This is a genomic window from Alkaliphilus sp. B6464 (genome assembly GCF_018141165.1).
GTDB lineage: Bacteria > Bacillota > Clostridia > Peptostreptococcales > Natronincolaceae > Alkaliphilus_B.
The window spans coordinates 3,223,808-3,243,420 of the sequence record NZ_CP058557.1 but is presented as its reverse complement, the minus strand read 5'-3'; the positions used below and the strand labels follow the sequence as shown (position 1 = coordinate 3,243,420).

The window sequence follows — 19,613 nt, the reverse complement described above, 5'->3', positions numbered from 1 at the left end:
ACGGTTCATTTGGTAATGTTGCTAAATGAACCGTCTCTACTATAAACTTAATAAGAGGTAGACAAATGAAAATAACAAATCTAATAGATAAACTGTATAAAACCAATGGTTTAGATTATGATGAGTTAGTATTTATCCTAGATCATATTGAGGAGTCTGGGAAGAGCTATCTTATTGAAAAAGCTCATGAAACAAGAATGAAAATCTATGGTGATAAGGTTTATATGAGAGGATTAATAGAATTTACAAATTACTGTAAAAAGGGCTGTAAATATTGCGGGATAAATGCCTCGAATAAAAACGTGGAAAGATATAGACTGACATTAGAAGATATTCTTCAATGCTGTGATGTAGGTTATAGATTAGGGTATAGAACATTTGTATTACAAGGAGGAGAAGATGACTACTATTTAGATAATATGATAGTTGGCATAATCACTGAAATAAAAGATAAATATCCAGATGCTGCAGTAACCCTTTCAATGGGTGAGAAATCCTATGAATCCTATGAAAAATATTATAAAGCAGGTGCAGATAGGTATCTTCTTCGACATGAAACAGCCAGCCGAAAACTATTTGAAAGAATACATAGAAATTCTAACTATGATAATAGAATGGAATGCCTTTGGAATCTAAAGAAAATAGGATATCAGGTAGGAGCAGGATTTATGGTTGGAATACCAACACAAACCAAAGAAGATTTAGCTAAGGACATCCTGTTTCTGAAAGAATTAGAGGCTGAAATGGTGGGTATAGGGCCTTTCATTCCACACATGGATACTATCTACAAAGATGAAGAGGGTGGCACACTGAATGATACTATTACTATGCTTGCCTTAACTAGATTGTTTTTACCTTATTCATTATTGCCAGCAACAACAGCTCTAGGTACAATACATCCACTTGGAAGAGAACAGGGAATAAGGGCAGGAGCCAATGTAGTTATGCCAAATTTATCACCTACTAAAGTAAGGGAAAAGTATTCTCTATATGATGGAAAGATTTGTACTGGTGATGAAGCAGCGGAATGTAGAAGCTGCATAGAGAATAGAATAGTATCAACAGGTTTTTCTGTAGATATGTCCAGAGGAGACAATATAAAGTGGAGGACAAGAATATGATCAATCATAATTATATATATAATTTATTAGAAGAAGCAGAGAATGCAACAAAGGAAGATGTTAGAGAAATATTAGATAGGGCAAAGAATAAAGAAGGCTTATCTCATAAAGATATAGCTATTCTACTCCAATCAGAAGATGAAGATGATTTAAAAGAAATTTTTAAAATAGCTGAGAAGATAAAACATGAAATATATGGAAAACGGATTGTAATCTTTGCCCCACTTTATTTAAGTGATTATTGTACAAATAACTGTGTCTACTGCGGATATAAAAGAGATAATAATTTTAAGAGAAGAAAACTTACTAAGGAAGAAATACAGGAAGAAGTAAAACTACTAGAAAAGATGGGTCATAAAAGATTAGCTATAGAGGCAGGGGATGACCCTACAAACTGTGATATAGAGTACATTTTAGAAGCCATAAAAGCTATTTATGAAACCTATAATGATAATGGCAGCATTAGAAGAGTCAATGTGAATATTGCGGCAACTACAGTGGATAACTACAGGAAATTGAAGGAAACAGGTATTGGTACTTATATATTATTTCAAGAGACTTATCATAAACCTACTTATGAAAAAATGCATCCAAATGGACCAAAGGCAAATTATGATTACCATCTAACTGCTTTCAATAGGGCTATTGAAGGGGGGATAGATGATGTGGGGGCAGGGGTTTTATTTGGATTATATGATTATAGATTTGAAGTATTAGGACTAATGCTTCACAATGAGTACTTAGAAAAAGAATATGGTGTAGGCTTCCATACTATTTCCGTACCAAGACTTAAAAAGGCTGAAGGTATGGACCTTAGTTTATTTCCTCATATAGTGACAGATGATGAATTTAAAAAAATTGTTGCTATTATTAGACTTGCAGTTCCATTTACAGGCGTCATTCTATCCACAAGAGAAACCCATGAAATGAGAACAGAAGTAATAGAGTATGGTGTATCTCAAATTAGTGCTGGGTCTTGTACTGGAGTAGGAGGATATAAGGAAAATGAAGATGGAAAAAGTAAATCCCAATTTGAGGTATCTGATAATAGAAAACCCTTTGAAGTAATAAAAGAGTTAGTAGATAGTGGACATATTCCATCCTATTGTACGGCCTGCTATAGGATGGGAAGGACTGGGGATAGGTTTATGCAATTGGCAAAGTCAGGACAAATACAGAATGTCTGTGGACCTAATGCACTTATGACTCTAATGGAATATGCTTTAGATTATGGAAACAAAGATTTCCAAGATATAATAAATCAAATGGTAGATAGAGAGATAGTAACAATTAAAAGAGAAGATATAAGGAATCTTCTTCAGGAAAAGATAGATAGAATAAAACAAGGAGAAAGGGATTTATATTTGTAATTAAGGAGAATATCTATGAACAATACGCCGAAAGGAAATAGAAAGCATATAGTTTTTTATGGCAAGAGAAATGCAGGTAAATCATCTATTATGAATAAGATCATAGGTCATGATGTATCTTTAGTATCAGAGATTAAGGGGACTACAACAGATCCAGTGTCTAAAGCAGTAGAGCTTATTCCATTTGGCCCTGTAGTCTTTATAGATACAGGAGGCATAGATGATAGTGGAGAGTTAGGTGTCTTAAGGGTAGAAAAAACTATAAAAACTTTAGAAAAAGCGGATTTTGCTATATATGTAATAGCAATAGATGATATTGAAGAAGAGTCTTATTTAGAGTTTGTAAAGGAATTTAAGAAAAGGGATATTCCTTACATTACAGTTATCAATAAAACTGATATTGTTTCAAAAGAAAAGCTGCGAGAAATTAAATATAATATAGAATTTAATAAAAAATGGGAAAATGTAGTCTTTATATCTACAAAGTATGATACTACTATAGAAAATTTAAAGGATGAATTGATAAAAAGACTTAATATAGAGGATAAAGAAGAGACTTTAATAGGAGACATTATCCCCTACGGTGGTAAAATTATAATGGTAGTTCCTATAGATTCTGAGGCACCAAAGGGAAGGCTTATTTTGCCTCAAGTGCAGCTTATTAGAGATTGCTTAGATCATGGAATAAAATCCTATGTAGTCAGAGATACAGAATTAGCATCTGCTATGGAGGACTTACATGATATAGATCTTGTAGTTACTGATTCACAAGTATTCAAAGAAGTAGACAAAATAGTGCCTGTAGATACTAATCTCACTAGTTTTTCTATAATTATGGCTAGACAAAAGGGAAACTTTAAAACATTTTTAGAAGGAATATCAACTATTGAAAAATTAAAAGAAAAAGAAAACCCAAGAGTATTAATTATGGAAAGCTGCTCTCATAATACATCTCATGAGGATATAGGAAAGGTTAAAATTCCAAGATTCCTGACTAAACATTTAGAGAAGGAAATAGATTTTCATTTTAGAATGGGAGAAGACTTTCCTAAGGATATAGAGTCCTATGATTTGGTGATTCACTGTGGGTCATGTATGTTAAATAAAAAAAGTATGGCTAGCAGGATTAAAATTTGCCAAGATAATAATGTACCTATCACTAATTATGGTATATTGCTTGCTTATTTAACAGGTACATTAGATAGAGCTGTAAAGGTGTTTATGTAAATAATAGATATTTATTATAAAACTATGTATGATTAATCTGAATTGAAGGAAAATATATTTACAATTAATATTTTTTAATATATACTGTTACTGTATTTAGAATCTATAAGGAGGGAAGTAAGGAATGAAGCCAGCTAATTGCTAATATTAATTTAATTTCAAAATTAATAATTATTTTCAAGAGAGTTTACTGTGCCTAATTAGAATTAGGTTTATTTGTTGTACTCTTCTATGGAATTAGCAATTTAGAAGGTAACTTACTTACTAAAATAGATTATCATAATTAAACAAGATTTATATGAGACTTGAGTGAAATGCTTTTTTATTCAAAAGTATTTTCTCTACTTGTGCTTAATTTTGTGTTTATTAAATTATAATAATCAGATATTTGTATTTTAGACTGTAAGAAGAATATATCTTCCTATGGTCTTTTTTTATTTAATATATTAGAGTAATCTTTTTCTAAACTGACCATAGAGTACATCAAAGCAAAAAAATATATTGATTGGTGGTGATCATATGACACCTTTTACGAAGGTAATGGACTTAAATCAATAAACGGAAGGAGTATATTAAAAGTTTATGATTGATACATTACCGAAAATGAAAATACAAGAAAATTATTTTTATATTCCTTGCCGTAAAACAAAAATTATCGGAGGTAAGGAATATGGAGAAGAAATTAAGTTTAAATTGGAATATATACAATGGTAAGATAGATAAGGAAGAGAGATATTGTCATAATTGTGGAAAAAAGGTGGAGTTTAAGGACTCATTAAAAAGAAGACAGAATGCTAATGGGAAAAATATATTCTATTTTGCAATATACAAATGTCCAAATGGACATACATGGAATAAAGGAATTGATACTTTTAAAGCTAAATCAGGTTTAGAAAATATTGATGGAGACTTTATGATTCAAGAAAGTAAATATGATGAAATTCAAATAGCACAATTTAAGAAAGATTGTATTACTGAGATAGAAATCCATATTAATATATTGCAGGAGAAAATACGAATAGATAAGTTTTTATCTTCAAAAATCCAAGATATTAGTAGAGAAAAAATTGTAGAATTAATCACTAAAGGCTTTATAAGAGTAAATAACAACCAGGTCAAATCAAAAGCTAGTTTAAGAGAAAAAGATGTTGTAACCTTATTAATAAGTAAAATTTAAACAATAATGAAAGACCCTACTGTCAATTCAGCAGGGTCTTATTGTAAAAAATCTATGGGAGATGATAAAAATGAGAATAAGTGGAATTCAGATGAATATGGAGTTTGCAAATCCTGATAATAACTATAAAAAAGCAGAAAAACTTATTAGATTAGCTGCAAAGGAAAACCCAGACACTATAGTTTTGCCTGAAACATGGAATACAGGTTTTTTCCCTATAGAGAACATAAAGGAGCTTTGTGATAAAAATGGAAAGCAAACCATAAAGCTGTTTTCATACTTATCAAAGGAATTAAATGTGAACATAATAGCAGGTTCTGTTGTAAACGAAAAAGAAGGAGAAATATACAATACATCATATATATTTAATAAAAAGGGTGAATGTATCGCAGAATATGATAAAACACATCTTTTCTCATTTATGCATGAAGATGATTATTTCAAAAAAGGTAGCAGAGTAACAACTTTTGAATTAGATGGAGTAAAATGTGGAGTAATAATATGTTATGATATTAGATTTTTAGAGCTTGTACGTACTTTAGCTTTACAAGGAATCAAAATACTTTTTGTTGTAGCCCAATGGCCTGTTTCTAGAATTAAACATTGGGAAATATTGAATGAAGCACGTGCAATTGAAAATCAGATTTTTGTGGCCTGTGTAAATTCATGTGGTACTGCAGAAGAGACTATATATGGTGGTCATTCAGCTTTGATTAATCCTTGGGGTGAAACCATAGCTAAAGCATCATATAAAGAAGAAATAATAACGGGTGATTTTGATATGAAAGTAGTTGATAAAATTAGAAATACTATAAATGTTTACAATGACAGAAGAACTGACTTATACAGGTATAGATGATTTTATTTCAATTTTATCCAATGTAATACTAATGAATTGTATAGTTATATATTAATAAGTATATAATATAAACATATGTATTATTAATAGATAAGAAATAATTGACATTTATTGCGATTAATGTTAAGATATAAAAAAGTTTGAGGTGAATGAATATGTATAGAAATTATATTGTAACTAAAAAACTTCATCACCATCACAGAGAGCACTTATAACCTTGATTTTGTATCATAGGTATAAGTGCTATTAGTGCTTGTACCTGTGATGGCAGATAATTTTGGAAGCCTTACAGGTATTTTATTAAATACATGTAGGGCTTCTTTTTTATTTTTAAAAATAGCAAACAATTTTAATTATAATACTAAATTAATGAAGGAGGAATTGAAAATGTTAATGGAATTAAGAAATTTAAAGGGAACTTGTGATTTTATGCCAAGTGAGCAGAGAATGAGAAATGAGATAATTAGAAAACTAACAGATGTATTTGAAAGCTATGGATACGAGCCTCTTGAAACCCCTATAATCAGCTACTATGATATACTCGCATCCAAGTATGCTGGGGGCGCTGAGATATTAAAGGAAGTATATAAGTTTCAAGATCAAGGACAAAGAGATATTGGACTAAGATATGATCTAACCGTTCCACTTGCTAGGGTAATTGGAATGAATCCTAATATAAGATTACCATTTAAAAGATATGAAATAGGTAAGGTATTTCGAGATGGGCCAGTTAAAACTGGACGTAACCGAGAGTTTGTCCAATGTGATGTAGATATAGTAGGAGTAAAATCAATAATGGCGGAAGCAGAGTTAATGATTATGGCCAATGATATCTATAAGATGTTAGAACTGGAAGTGTATATTTATTTTAATAATAGAAAATTTCTCTCTGGGATTATAAAAGCCGTTGGTATACCTGAAGATCTAGAAAACAGTGTTATATTGAGTTTAGATAAGATTGAAAAGATAGGTGAGGATGGTGTCAGAGCGGAACTAATTGAAAAATGTGTAGAGAAACAATATATAGAAAAACTATTTTATTTTTTAAATATGGAAGGTGAAGAACTTCTTAAGAGACTAAGGTTTGATCCGCAAAATGAGCTTATTAGGCAAGGAGTACAAGAACTAGATGAACTATGGAGCTATATTAAATCAGCAGGTATAGAAGATATATGTAAATTTTCACCTTGGCTTTCAAGAGGTCTTGAAATTTATACAGGTACAGTATTTGAGATATTTCTTAAGGATAGAAGCATAGCATCTAGTGTGGGAGCTGGGGGAAGGTACGACAAAATCATAGGTGCTTTTATAAATAATGGTATTGAATATCCTGCAGTTGGAATAACCTTTGGACTAGATGTGATCTATAATGCTCTATTATATAAAGAAATCAGTATGGAAAAACCACCAGTACAAATATATATTGTTCCTATTGGAACACAGCCAGAGGCCCTTAATATAATAACCTTACTAAGAAGACATGGAATTTCTGCTGATATGGAGATGGATAAAAGAAAGGTGCGAAAGAGCCTTGAATATGCAGGAAAACAGCAGATTCCTTTTGTTATTGTACTAGGCGAAGATGAGATAAAAGCAGGCAAGGTTAGAATTAGAGATATGAAAAGTGGCAGTGAGACTGAAATCTCAATGTATGAAATTGCTAGCTATCTAAAAGAGAAAATCGAGTAATAGATTTATAATCAAGGCGGATTACTTTGCCCTAATACATTTATTAAATACTCTGACATTTACAATAAGTGTAAAATAAGATATAATGAAAAACATAAATAAATAATTAGAGAGGGGTAATATTATATGAAAAATTTATTGAATGTATTTAACAAAAATAAGATATATACTGCTCCAATAGATATATAAGATTAACAGTCTAATAAATAGTGTATTATTAGATTCTACTATAAAGTATAAATACCTTGGGGCATTAAATCTATTGCGTTTATGTTTCAAGGTATTTTTATATCTAAATTCCTAATATTGCATTTAAAATGAGGAGGTAAGATGATGGGGTGTAGAGGATGTATTTATTATATTAGATTAAGAGGATAGCGCACGGTTTGTGGCTATCTCAGGTTAAGGATTATAACTTTAAGCTATAAAAAAGTAGCCATAATCCCGTGCTATTTAAGTTTAAATAGTAGATAAAAGGAGATTATGGATATGAAACAAAAAGGAAAGTTAGAGAAAGCAAAATTATTATTTGAGAAAAATATTAAAATATTTAGATGCCCTATTTGTAAAGATAATATGAAAATAAATGATAAAAGCAGCTTAATTTGTAATAATAATCACTGCTTCGATATATCAAAAAAAGGTTATGTTAATTTGGCAAATAGAAGTAGTAACAAAATTTATGGTAAAGATCTATTTGAATCTAGAAATAAAATATATAATGATAACTTTTATGATAGGTTGATTACAGAGCTAGTAGATATAGTTGATGAATATACTTTATATAAAAATAAAAATTATATATTGGATACTGGCTGTGGGGAAGGACACTATTTAAATCAACTATCTAAAAGTCAAAATCTTAGTAATAAATATGATTTTGTAGGAATCGATATATCTAAAGATGGAATAAGTATTGCTACAAGAGAAGGAAATGATATAATTTGGTGCGTTTCGGATTTATCAAACTTACCATTTCAAACTTGTAAATTTGATGTAGTATTAAATATACTATCTCCAGCGAATTATGAAGAGTTTATTAGGGTTTTAGATAATAAAGGTATAGTTATTAAGGTTATTCCTGAATCAGGATATTTAAAAGAAATAAGATGTGGAATACAAAATAAAATAAAAAGTAATAATTATTCTAATAAAAATGTTATTGAAGTTTTTCAACAACACTTAGAAATAGTATCTGAAAAAAGACTTAATTATAAATGCAGTATAGATGAATCTAACTTGAAAGACTTAATAAAAATGACTCCATTAACATCAAGTTTAAGAGAAGAAGAAAAAGATGATTTAATAAAACTAGATATATCGAGCCTAACTATAGACCTAAGAATTCTAGTAGGTAGACGTAAAAAATAGTTAAATTGGTTATAGTTTTAAGCCGCATTTTGTGCGGCTTTTTGTATAGACATATATTTGCATAGGTAATGCTTCAATCAATAGTAAAGCTTTCAGGATTTTCAACCTATCACTTTTATCACATATTTGGAACATATAATAGAAATATTCTTTTATGGATATGGGAGAACAAAGACAAATGTTTTTCTAAATTACAAAATATATCGAATTTTATACAAAGGATTTCTAGGGAAAATGTCTAATCTATTTTATAGGACTTATTAACATTAGATTGATCAATTAATGTCATATATCTTAAGGAGGAGTAAATCATATGAATGAAAAACAGCTAAAAGAAGTATTAGGTACTTTTAAATATGGGACAATTGCTATTTCAAATAAAAGGAAGGATTAAAATGAAATATAATATAAAACTAATGAATGATACTGAAGCAGAGATGATTTCAAAATGGAAATATACAGAGCCATATTCTATTTACAATATGGATGATAGTAGTGATAGTATTGAAGAACTACTTAATGGTTCATATTATTCGGTTTTAGATAGTCAAAATAACCTTATAGGATATTATTGTTTTGGAGAATCTGCACAAGTTCCAGTTGGGAAACAATTTGGAGCATATGAATCAGAAGAATATATCGATATAGGTTTAGGAATAAGACCAGATTTATGCGGTAAAGGAATTGGTATTGAATTTTTAAGAAAAGGTATGGAATTTGGTCAAAATCAATTATACATAAAAAACTTTCGTCTAACGGTTGCAGATTTTAATCAACGAGCAATTAAGGTGTATGAGAGGGTTGGATTTAAAAAAGTAACATCATTTGAAAGAATATCAGAAAATGAGAAAATTAAGTTTGATGTAATGATTTATATGAATACATGTATATAGTTTTTTCATTTAGGTTATATACTGTAGGTAATTAATACAATAGAAGAATTTCTAATATTAAGGAGAATTAAATAAATGTACTAATAAAGCCCGTTGCCAATTAACGGGCTTTATTATTGTATGATTGATACTTTTGACCAACAAAATTATAATATAGTTAATAAAATTGATAAAAAATACCAGTAAATTTCATAATAAAGAAATAAAATTAATAGAATATTTTAAAATGGTATTTGGAAATTATAAAAGGATAGTTACTTGGAAGCTATAAAGAATGATTTTACATATAGGCTAATACTGCTTCTAAATTAAATTGTATTCAAAAGCAACAACGATTTTCCTGATTCTCTTCAGATTCAGGAAAACGTTAGCAATCTTAAGTGGAGAGGGGTGAAAAAAGAGTAGGGTTAGCCGTAAATCTAAGTAGGATCAAGAAAATGAGTGGGGGGGATAAAAATGAAGAATAATTTAAAGGGAGAACTAATATCAGAATTTATTGGAGCATTTATTTTATTGTTTTTCGGTGCAGGATCTGTAGCAACTTTAGTATTAATAGGTGCTGAGTATAACAATTGGGACGTTGCTTTAATATGGGGATTTGGTGTTACGATGGCCATTTATGTTACTGGAGCAGTGTCAGGTACACATATTAATCCGGCAGTAACAATTGCACTTGCCGTATTCAGAGGATTTTCATGGAAGAAGGCAATCCCGTATATTGCTGCACAGATCGCTGGGACTTTTACGGGAGCAGCTGTGACTTTTGCTTTATATCATAAATCATTTTCAGCATTTGAACAAGCCAATGGCATAATAAGAGGCAGCATAGATAGTGTTGCAACAGCAGGAATATTTTCAACTTATCCACAAGCTTATTTGACTAATATGCATGCACTTATTGTTGAAATAATTATAACTGCAATATTACTAATGGTAATATTTGCATTGGGAGATGAGAGAAACACAAACGCTCCTAAAGGTAAATATGCACCTTTTGCTGCTATACTAATAGGTATTACTATTGCCATTATAGGTGGAAGCTTTGGAGCATTAACAGGATTTGCTATGAATCCAGCAAGAGATTTTGGACCAAAATTATTTGCTTTTTTAGCAGGATGGGGAAAAATTGCTTTACCTGGACCTAACGGGTATTTCTGGGTACCAATTATAGGCCCTATCATTGGTGGTCTTTTGGGAGCATATCTATACGAAAATGGGGTTAGTAAATATATATTAGGACACGAAGAAACAGAAGAGGCAGAAGAAAAAGAAGCTACTATCCATGTGGTTGAATAAAAAAACTATATAAAGATCAATAGAGTTATAGTTATAGATAAAAAAGAACAAGCTGTAATTTTAAGAATATAAGGGGGCGTTAATATTGAGAAAATATATAATGGCATTAGACCAAGGAACCACAAGTTCAAGAGCAATATTATTTGACTATAAGGGTAAAAGAATAGGAACATCACAGAAAGAATTCACTCAAATTTATCCAAAGGCAGGCTGGGTAGAGCATGATCCAATGGAAATATGGGGAACCCAGAGTGGTGTTGCTAGAGAGGTATTGGAAACAACAGGTGTGAGTCCTCAAGATATTGCAGCAATAGGGATTACAAACCAAAGAGAGACCACAATCGTATGGGATAAAAATACAGGTAAGCCGATATACAATGCAATTGTTTGGCAATGTAGAAGAACTGCAGCTATTTGTGATGAACTAAAAGCGCAAGGTATGGAGGCATATATTAGAGGTAATACGGGATTAGTGGTAGACGCATACTTTTCGGGAACCAAGGTTAAATGGATATTAGATAACGTAGAGGGAGCAAGAGAAAAGGCTGAAAATGGTGAATTGTTATTTGGAACAGTAGATAGTTGGTTAATATGGAACTTAACAAGAGGAAAAGTACATGTAACTGATTATTCTAATGCATCAAGAACCATGCTATATAATATAAAAGAATTGAAGTGGGATGAAAAAATATTAGAAGTATTAGATATTCCAAAATCTATGCTACCACAAGTAAAGGCATCTAGTGAAATCTATGGACATACAGATCATCAAACTTTTGGTGGAGCTGACATTCCAATAGCTGGAGCGGCGGGAGATCAACAGGCTGCATTATTTGGGCAAGCATGTTTTCAGCCTGGAATGGCTAAAAATACCTACGGTACCGGATGCTTTATGTTAATGAACACAGGTGATAAATTTGTTCCATCCGAAAATGGACTATTGACTACTTTAGCATGGGGTGTAGATGGTAAGGTAGAGTATGCATTAGAGGGAAGTATATTTGTAGCAGGGGCTTCGGTTCAATGGTTGAGAGATGAACTTAAAATTATAAGAGATGCAGAGGATACCGAATATTTAGCGAAAAAGGTAGCGGATGCTAATGGTGTTTACGTGGTACCCGCCTTCACAGGTATGGGAGCACCCTACTGGGATATGTATGCAAGAGGTGCAATAGTAGGGCTGACAAGAGGTGCTAAAGCCGAACATATTATTAGAGCAACATTAGAATCTATTGCTTATCAAACTAGAGATGTATTAGAGGCTATGCAGGAGGACTCAGGTATCGACTTAAAGTCTTTAAAGGTCGATGGTGGAGCTGTTATCAATAACTTCTTAATGCAGTTTCAAGCGGACATATTAGGAGTTCAGGTAGACAGACCTGAGATAACAGAAACAACTGCTCTAGGAGCTGCCTATCTTGCAGGATTAGCTGTAGGCTTCTGGAATGATAAAAATGAGATTGCTAATAAATGGAATGTGGATACCGTTTTTAGTCCGACTATGGAAAACGCTAAAAAAGAAAAGTTATATAAAGGCTGGAAACGAGCAGTGAGCCGTGCCTTGAAGTGGGAATTGGAAGGGGAAGAAGATGAGGAAGCAATGGAAGAAGAATGTGTAGCTTATTCTTAAAAAATCAATAAAAAGTTGAGTGCCCCATGGAGCATTGAGCTAGCAATAGCCGAATTTTCAGTTGCCTTCACTAAGAGAGGAAAGAAGATATACCTATTCTTTGCCGTTATTTTATTCGAAAGCTTTTCCAGTTAAGTCTAGAAAATACAATATTGTAGAAAAAAGAGAAGACTAACGCTTCTCTTTTTTTAGATAATAGAATAATCTAGTTTGATTTTTCAGTTTGTTTGAATTATAATAAAATGCAATATAATAGCCGTGGCATAAATCGGAAAATATGTTAAGGGGGTATGGTTGGGGATGTTAAGTAAAGACCATTTAAAAGAAATTAGCAAATCAATTATTGAATATGGAAGACCATTAGAAAAAAGTCTATTTAAAAAATATTTTTATGATGGTTCTGAACAAGAGATAATAAATGAATTAAAGAAGTTTCAAAATGTAGATGGTGGTTTTGGACATGGATTAGAATCAGATTTTAGACTGCCTTATTCTTCACCAATGGCAACCTTAGTTGGAATTAGACATTTATCCAAATTAGATAAATCAGAAGAGGCAAAGGAAATGATAAAAGAAGCAATAAGGTATTTAGAGTCATGCTTTGATAAAAATAGAAATGGTTGGTTTGCTGTACCTAAAGAAGTAAATAATTTTTCACATGCTCCTTGGTGGCATTATAATGAAGAGTATGAAATGAGTATAATAGATGAAAACTGGGGAAATCCATCTGCTGAAATACTAGCATACTTATACAAGTATAGAGAATATTTAAAAAAGCTAGATGTAGATAGCTTAATAGAATATGCAATTGATTATATGGAAAATAAAGAGGAATTTTACTCAGAGAATGAAATCTTTTGTTATATAAAGTTATATGGAGTTTTACCTAATAAACTTCAAAAGAGATTGAAAAATAAGATACAAGCAGCCATAGAACAACTTATTGAATATGAAGACGAAAAATGGATAGAATATGTACCAACACCAGTGGACTTTGTAAGTAGTCCAGATATGTGTAAGTTTGAGATTAAGGAATCAAAAATAATAGATAATTTAGATTTTATTATAAAACAATTAGAAAGCAACGGAAGAATAAACCCACCTTGGGGAGAAAGCTTTTATATGGAAGATTTAAAGCCCGCATATAATGAGTGGATAGGAGTCTTAACTTTAAATGCTTTAACTATTCTAGACAAATATAGTAAAGTAGAAAAATAGTATAAAACTAAGATACATTTCCTATATATTTGTTTTTGTATAATTAATGAGTATAAAATATATTTACAATTCATACAATATAGGATACAATTAGTAAAAATCAATTTAAACGCGAAGAAAAGGAAAGTAGCTTTAAGAATACTTTTACAGAGAGCCCCTATTGGTGAGAAGGGGCAAAGGATATTAAAGTGAAAATGGCCTTGGAGCTGTGCACCGAGATTATTTTAATTAAGGCTGCAACGGGTTCACCCGTTATAGTGATAGAGTATAATCACGATCTGTGACGTACTTGAAGAGGCTTGTACTGTGAAGTACAGTAAATTAGGATGGTAACGCGAAGATAACTCTCGTTCCTAAGATTTTTCTTAGGAGTGGGAGTTTTTTATTTTATTTTTTACAATTATATCTTAAATAAAGAGGAGGAAAAGGATATGAGTATTTTTATTGGAGGAGCTTGGCCTTACGCAAATGGTTCTTTGCATTTAGGACATTTAGCTGCACTATTACCTGGTGATGTAATAGCAAGATATTTTAGGGCAAAAGGAGAAGATGTACTATATGTTTCGGGAAGTGACTGTCATGGCACACCCATATCTATAAGAGCAAAGAATGAGAATGTATTACCTCAAGAAATTGCAGATAGATATCACAGCGAGTTTAAGTATTGCTTTGAAAAGTTAAGTTTTTCCTACGATTGTTATTCTAGAACTGACGACGCGCATCATAAGGAAGAAGTACAAAGAATTATAAGTTTATTATACGATAATGGGCTTATTTACCAAAAAGAAGTAGAACAGCTTTATTGCCATAGCTGCAATCAGTTTTTACCTGATAGATTTGTTGAGGGAGTTTGTCCCATTTGTAAAAATATAGCTAGGGGAGATCAATGTGATGCTTGCTCTACTATTCTAGACCCATTAGATCTACAGGATAGAAAATGTAAATTATGTGGGAATGAGCCAAAGATAAAAGCTGGAAGCCAATTATTCTTTCAATTATCTAAATTTCAAGATAGATTAAGGGCTCATCTTGAAGCTTCTAAAGAAAACTGGAGAATAAATGCACTTAACAACACAGAGAGATATTTGAATGAAGGTTTACAAGATAGAGCTATTTCTAGGGATTTGCCTTGGGGAATTGATATTCCTATAAAAGGATATGAAGATAAGAAGGTTTACGTTTGGATAGATGCGGTATTAGGATATTTTACGGTGAGCAAAAAATGGGGCACTGAAAACAAATTGGATTGGGAACAATTTTGGAGAAAAGATACAACATCTTACTTCATCCACGGCAAAGACAATATCCCGTTCCATTCAATTATTTTTCCTGCCCTTTTAAATGGAATAGGCTACAAAAAAATGCCAGATAAAATTATATCTAGTGAGTATGTAACCCTTGAAGGAAAGAAAATATCAACCAGTAACAACTGGGCAGTATGGGTTCTGGAGTTTATTCAAAGATATGATGTGGATGCAATAAGATATTTTTTAATAGCAAATGGGCCTGAAAAAAGAGACGCGGATTTTTCATGGAGAGAGTTTATAAATAGTAATAATGGAGAACTACTTGGAGCCTATGGGAATTTAGTAAATAGAACTCTAGTTTTTATTAAAAAGTATTTTAATAATAGTATACCGAAAGGAGAGGCAGATAAGGAAATAATAAGGAATATAGAAACACTTTATAATGAGGTAGGCTCAAAGATAGAAAATGGAGACTTAAGGTCAGCTATTGAAGAAATTTTTGAGTTTATTAGAAGCATAAATAAATATTTTGATGAAAAAACACCTTGGATTACGGTAAACACAGAGGAAGATGATTGTAGTAATACAATTTATAATTGTATTTTTAGTATAATAAATATTGCAAATCTATTAAATCCATTTTTGCCATCATCATCTCAAAAAATTAAAGAATGGCTAGGTTATAAAGAAAATACATGGGAACCTATTACTTTACTTTCAGGAATCGAATTAGGTGCCTTTGGTATTTTATTTGAAAGATTAGATAAAAAATTAGCCGAAGAGGAATTAGCTAAATTAAGTAAGGCTTAACTAGTTCTTAATTTAAATTAGCAAATACATTACAAATATATAACATTACTTTAACTAAGCTTTTGTATTATTAATCTATATGAAGCTATATATAATATTGACATTAAAAAACCTCCAGTATATTATATTTAGCCTTAGTATAATCAAAAGTACTATCTTTATGTAAATGTACTATATACATTTTTTAATAATAAAAAATATTTCCTATTTTACATAAAGGACTTTCTAAAAAAATGTCAAAGTATATTTAAAATAGATCTAAGAAGATTTTATTAATTCGCTAAAATTATAAGCGTATTAAATGATAAGAATTTAAAAAAGAAAGAGGGATAATTTATGAAAATTTATATTTCTGCAGATATTGAAGGTATTAGTGGTGTAGTTAATGGTACACATACATCACCACAAGGATATGACTACAATAGAGCGAGAAAACTGATGACAGACGAAGTAAATGCAGCAGCGAAGGGAGCGAAGTTAGCAGGAGCGACCACAATATTAGTAAATGACTCTCATGGTCCAATGACTAACCTATTGATTGAAGAATTAGATGAGGATGTAGTGCTTATATCTGGAAACCAAAAACTTTTGGGAATGATGGAGGGAATTGACCATACATACGATGCAGCTCTTTTAATAGGATATCATGCTAGGCATAATACTTCAGGTGTTTTGGCTCATACTTATTATGGGATAGTTATATCAGAAGTAAAAATAAATGGCAAGATTGTAGGCGAATTTGAGTTTAATACTTTAGTAGCTGGGCAATACAATGTACCTGTAGTTCTTGTATCTGGAGATGATATTTTATCTAAACAAGTAAAAGAATTTAATCCAGAAATAGAGACACTTATTGTAAAAAATGCCCATAGTAGATATACAGCTGGATGTATTCAACCTAAAAAAGTACATAGATTGATGGAAGAAAAAGTACAAAAAACATTAACAGATAAATTAAAATCAATCTCACCACGCAAGATAGAGGGAAAAGTCGAGTTAGAGGTTGCTTTCTTAAACAGTGGGCTGGCGGAGGCTACCTTGTTTATACCAGGAGTAGAGTTAATCGAGCCTAACAGAGTAAAGTATGTAGCCAAGGATCTGATTGAAGCCTACAAAATGAGAGCGGCATTAACAACCTTAGCTGCAAGCACACTGATATAGAATAATATCTCTTTGGCTAAAAAGTTAATATATAGAAACCATTATATTTAGAACAATATTTACAATTATTGAATATTATGATATTATACTGAACAATACTATAATAATTAAAGAATAAAATGCTAAGAAGAGAAGAGTAGATAAATAGCATTCTTTAACAGAGAGCTCTGGTAGCTGAGAAGGAGCAAAGAATAGTTTATTGAAACAAGTCTCGGAGCTGCACCCGGATTTTCATATTATTATATATGAAATGATGCCGTGACGGTTGTTCCCGTTAAAGAACTAGAGTATAAGTATGTTAAATAATACATGCCGTACTTAAAAAGATTAATATGGTGACATATTAATAAACTGAGGTGGCAACACGAAGCTATAGCTCTCGTCCTCAAGATTATAAAATCTTGGAGGTGGGAGCTTTTTTTATTACAGAAAATAAGTTTTCAATAGGTAGTATAAGAATGAAAAAGTAATTAATAACTGATAAATATAAGGAGAGGATGTTATATGAATAAGGATATAGAAAACAAGATTAATACTGTAAAAGAATCTATCGATATAAGCAATAGACCAAAATTTCCGAAGCGAGCAGTAGTTACTGCGGGAATGCCCTATGGCAATAAAGAGCTTCACTTAGGACATATAGGGGGAGTTTTCGTCTACGCTGATACCTTTGCCAGATTTTTGCGCGATAGGATAGGTAAAGAAAACGTTATTTTCGTTTCCGGTACTGATTGTTACGGTTCTCCAATATCGGAGCATTATCGTCAATTAGTCAGTAGTGGGGAGCTTGAAGGAACAATTAATGATTTTGTTCAATATAATTATAAACGTCAAAAAGATGTGTTGGATCTCTATAATATTGATATAAATCTATTTGCAGCTTCTAGCTTTGGACATTCTTCAGAGATTCATCGTGAAGTATCTAATGAGTTTATTCAAAAACTTTATTCGAATGGACATCTTGCTAAAATAACTACATCACAGTTTTACGATACTGATCTTAATGTTTTTCTAAACGGTCGTCAAGTGGTTGGACAATGTCCTATTGAAGGATGTTCTTCGGAAAAAGGATATGCCGATGAATGTTCATTGGGCCATCAATATATGCCAGTTGATCTTATAAACCCTAAGAGTACTCTTTCTGGAAAGAAACCAGAAATGAGGGATGTAACAAATTGGTATTTTAAACTGGATAGTTTCCATAATTTATTAGAAAAATGGGTGAAATATCTTGGGGGAATACCTAATTGCAGACCATCTTTAATAAGGACTATTAAGGAATTTTTAAAGCCACCTGTTATTTATGTAAAAAAAGATCAGCTGGATTTATTAAACTCGATTCAGGATAAACTTCCTAAATATACTTTACAAGATGAAAATAAAAAGTCTTCTTTTATGATGATATTTGATAATCTGGAAGAAAGAGATAAGGCCTGCTTATTATTAGCAGAGAAGTCAATCCACTTTCGTACAGGAAAAACATTAGTTCCTTTTAGATTAACTGGCAATATTGAATGGGGGGTTCCAACACCATCCATCGAAGGAATAGATAATCTTACTTTTTGGGTATGGCCAGAATCTCTTTGGGCACCTATATCCTTTACTAAAACCTATCTTGACCAATTAAATAATCAAAATGATGCATGGAAAGAGTGGTGGTGCTCTTTAGATTCTGAAGTATATCAATTTATAGGTGAAGATAATATATATTTTTATGGACTGGCAGAGATGGCAATGTTTATGGCGACTCAGGATAAAGAGCTAACAATTCATCCATCAGAAGGGCAACTTCAATTACCTAATCTTATTTCAAATAGTCATATACTATTTTTAGATAAAAAAGCAAGTAGTAGTGGTAAAGTGAAACCACCTACTGCAAGGGAGTTACTTGATTATTACACTGCCGAGCAATTAAGATCCCACTTTTTAGGTTTAAGCCTTGGAATTAGAAGTGCTAGTTTTCAGCCTAAACCTTTTAATCCAAAAGCATTAGAAAAGGATAGTGATCCTGTGTTAAAGGAGGGTAATTTACTGACAAATGTTTTGAATCGGATTGCTCGCTCTTGTTTTTATACTGTACAACAATATTATAATGGAAGAATACCAGTAGGTAATATTAGTGATGAAGTATTATATGAGTCCTATCAAACAATTCTTGAATTTGAAAAGTTAATGTATAAATACGAATTTCACACAATAATGAACCTTATGGACACCTATATTCGTAACATTAATAAAGGTTGGGTAAAAAATATGAAACTAGTAGATGAAAATGAGGATTCAAAGCTTCGTTCTCAGGTTCTAATCGATACTTTCCATGAGCTTCGGACCGCTACAGTTCTAATGCATTCAATTGCACCAGAGGGAACAGAGATGATACGTGAATACTTGAATTTAGATGAAAAGTTTTGGGATTGGAATAGAATTTTCCAAACAATATATGATTTTATGGATAATCCACAAGAGCATTCACTTAAGTTTCTGGAACCTAGAGTAGACTTTTTTAAAAAACATCCTAGTCAAATAGTATAGTTTTATATTAGA

The 19,613-nt window shown here is 31.4% G+C and carries 14 protein-coding genes and 2 other annotated features; all 14 genes read left to right on the top strand.

Annotated features, from left to right (window positions below; genetic code table 11):
* Positions 1-65: 65 nt before the first annotated feature.
* Complete coding sequence (gene hydE, locus HYG84_RS16535) at positions 66-1,121, top strand: [FeFe] hydrogenase H-cluster radical SAM maturase HydE (protein ID WP_330655513.1); 1,056 nt, start codon at positions 66-68, stop codon at positions 1,119-1,121.
* The gene (gene hydG, locus HYG84_RS16530; RefSeq protein WP_212379153.1) at positions 1,118-2,491 is read left to right on the top strand and encodes a [FeFe] hydrogenase H-cluster radical SAM maturase HydG; all 1,374 of its coding nucleotides are present in this window, start codon (positions 1,118-1,120) and stop codon (positions 2,489-2,491) included. The genes hydE and hydG overlap by 4 nt, the downstream gene beginning before the upstream one ends.
* 15 nt (positions 2,492-2,506) lie before the next feature.
* The gene (hydF, locus tag HYG84_RS16525; RefSeq protein ID WP_212379151.1) at positions 2,507-3,718 is read left to right on the top strand and encodes a [FeFe] hydrogenase H-cluster maturation GTPase HydF; all 1,212 of its coding nucleotides are present in this window, start codon (positions 2,507-2,509) and stop codon (positions 3,716-3,718) included.
* 670 nt (positions 3,719-4,388) lie between these two features.
* The gene (locus tag HYG84_RS16520; protein WP_212379149.1) at positions 4,389-4,895 is read left to right on the top strand and encodes a S4 domain-containing protein; all 507 of its coding nucleotides are present in this window, start codon (positions 4,389-4,391) and stop codon (positions 4,893-4,895) included.
* Positions 4,896-4,965: 70 nt separating this feature from the next.
* A complete protein-coding gene (locus tag HYG84_RS16515; protein ID WP_212379147.1) occupies positions 4,966-5,754 on the top strand; it encodes a carbon-nitrogen family hydrolase in 789 nt (262 codons plus the stop codon).
* Between the two features lie 387 nt (positions 5,755-6,141).
* The gene (locus HYG84_RS16510; RefSeq protein ID WP_249168665.1) at positions 6,142-7,443 is read left to right on the top strand and encodes a histidine--tRNA ligase; all 1,302 of its coding nucleotides are present in this window, start codon (positions 6,142-6,144) and stop codon (positions 7,441-7,443) included.
* 489 nt (positions 7,444-7,932) lie between these two features.
* Positions 7,933-8,814, top strand: coding sequence for a putative RNA methyltransferase (locus tag HYG84_RS16505; RefSeq protein ID WP_212379145.1), 882 nt, complete (start codon positions 7,933-7,935; stop codon positions 8,812-8,814).
* Between the two features lie 395 nt (positions 8,815-9,209).
* Positions 9,210-9,707, top strand: a complete 498-nt coding sequence (locus HYG84_RS16500) for a GNAT family N-acetyltransferase (RefSeq protein WP_212379143.1) — start codon at positions 9,210-9,212, stop codon at positions 9,705-9,707.
* Between the two features lie 456 nt (positions 9,708-10,163).
* Positions 10,164-11,003, top strand: coding sequence for an MIP/aquaporin family protein (locus tag HYG84_RS16495; protein WP_212379141.1), 840 nt, complete (start codon positions 10,164-10,166; stop codon positions 11,001-11,003).
* A gap of 85 nt (positions 11,004-11,088) precedes the next feature.
* Entirely contained in the window at positions 11,089-12,633 is a 1,545-nt protein-coding gene (gene glpK, locus HYG84_RS16490) for a glycerol kinase GlpK (protein WP_212379140.1), read from the top strand.
* A gap of 300 nt (positions 12,634-12,933) precedes the next feature.
* The gene (locus HYG84_RS16485; protein WP_212379138.1) at positions 12,934-13,851 is read left to right on the top strand and encodes a terpene cyclase/mutase family protein; all 918 of its coding nucleotides are present in this window, start codon (positions 12,934-12,936) and stop codon (positions 13,849-13,851) included.
* A 105-nt stretch (positions 13,852-13,956) separates the two neighbouring features.
* Positions 13,957-14,209, top strand: a binding site (T-box leader).
* 73 nt (positions 14,210-14,282) lie between these two features.
* On the top strand, positions 14,283-15,908 hold the full coding sequence (gene metG, locus HYG84_RS16480) for a methionine--tRNA ligase (RefSeq protein ID WP_212379136.1): 1,626 nt from the start codon (positions 14,283-14,285) through the stop codon (positions 15,906-15,908).
* Positions 15,909-16,244: 336 nt separating this feature from the next.
* Complete coding sequence (locus HYG84_RS16475; RefSeq protein WP_212379134.1) at positions 16,245-17,069, top strand: M55 family metallopeptidase; 825 nt, start codon at positions 16,245-16,247, stop codon at positions 17,067-17,069.
* 115 nt (positions 17,070-17,184) lie between these two features.
* Positions 17,185-17,459 (top strand) — a binding site (T-box leader).
* 114 nt (positions 17,460-17,573) lie between these two features.
* Positions 17,574-19,601, top strand: coding sequence for a class I tRNA ligase family protein (locus tag HYG84_RS16470; protein WP_212379132.1), 2,028 nt, complete (start codon positions 17,574-17,576; stop codon positions 19,599-19,601).
* The last annotated feature ends 12 nt before the right edge of the window (positions 19,602-19,613 follow it).

Excerpts from the sequence above, each read along its gene's own strand:
- hydE (WP_330655513.1), top strand. The coding sequence starts at position 66 with ATGAAAATAACAAATCTAATAGATAAACTGTATAAAACCAATGGTTTA.
- hydG (WP_212379153.1), top strand. The coding sequence starts at position 1,118 with ATGATCAATCATAATTATATATATAATTTATTAGAAGAAGCAGAGAAT.
- hydF (WP_212379151.1), top strand. The coding sequence starts at position 2,507 with ATGAACAATACGCCGAAAGGAAATAGAAAGCATATAGTTTTTTATGGC.
- HYG84_RS16520 (WP_212379149.1), top strand. The coding sequence starts at position 4,389 with ATGGAGAAGAAATTAAGTTTAAATTGGAATATATACAATGGTAAGATA.
- HYG84_RS16515 (WP_212379147.1), top strand. The coding sequence starts at position 4,966 with ATGAGAATAAGTGGAATTCAGATGAATATGGAGTTTGCAAATCCTGAT.
- HYG84_RS16510 (WP_249168665.1), top strand. The coding sequence starts at position 6,142 with ATGTTAATGGAATTAAGAAATTTAAAGGGAACTTGTGATTTTATGCCA.
- HYG84_RS16505 (WP_212379145.1), top strand. The coding sequence starts at position 7,933 with ATGAAACAAAAAGGAAAGTTAGAGAAAGCAAAATTATTATTTGAGAAA.
- HYG84_RS16500 (WP_212379143.1), top strand. The coding sequence starts at position 9,210 with ATGAAATATAATATAAAACTAATGAATGATACTGAAGCAGAGATGATT.
- HYG84_RS16495 (WP_212379141.1), top strand. The coding sequence starts at position 10,164 with ATGAAGAATAATTTAAAGGGAGAACTAATATCAGAATTTATTGGAGCA.
- HYG84_RS16485 (WP_212379138.1), top strand. The coding sequence starts at position 12,934 with ATGTTAAGTAAAGACCATTTAAAAGAAATTAGCAAATCAATTATTGAA.
- metG (WP_212379136.1), top strand. The coding sequence starts at position 14,283 with ATGAGTATTTTTATTGGAGGAGCTTGGCCTTACGCAAATGGTTCTTTG.
- HYG84_RS16475 (WP_212379134.1), top strand. The coding sequence starts at position 16,245 with ATGAAAATTTATATTTCTGCAGATATTGAAGGTATTAGTGGTGTAGTT.
- HYG84_RS16470 (WP_212379132.1), top strand. The coding sequence starts at position 17,574 with ATGAATAAGGATATAGAAAACAAGATTAATACTGTAAAAGAATCTATC.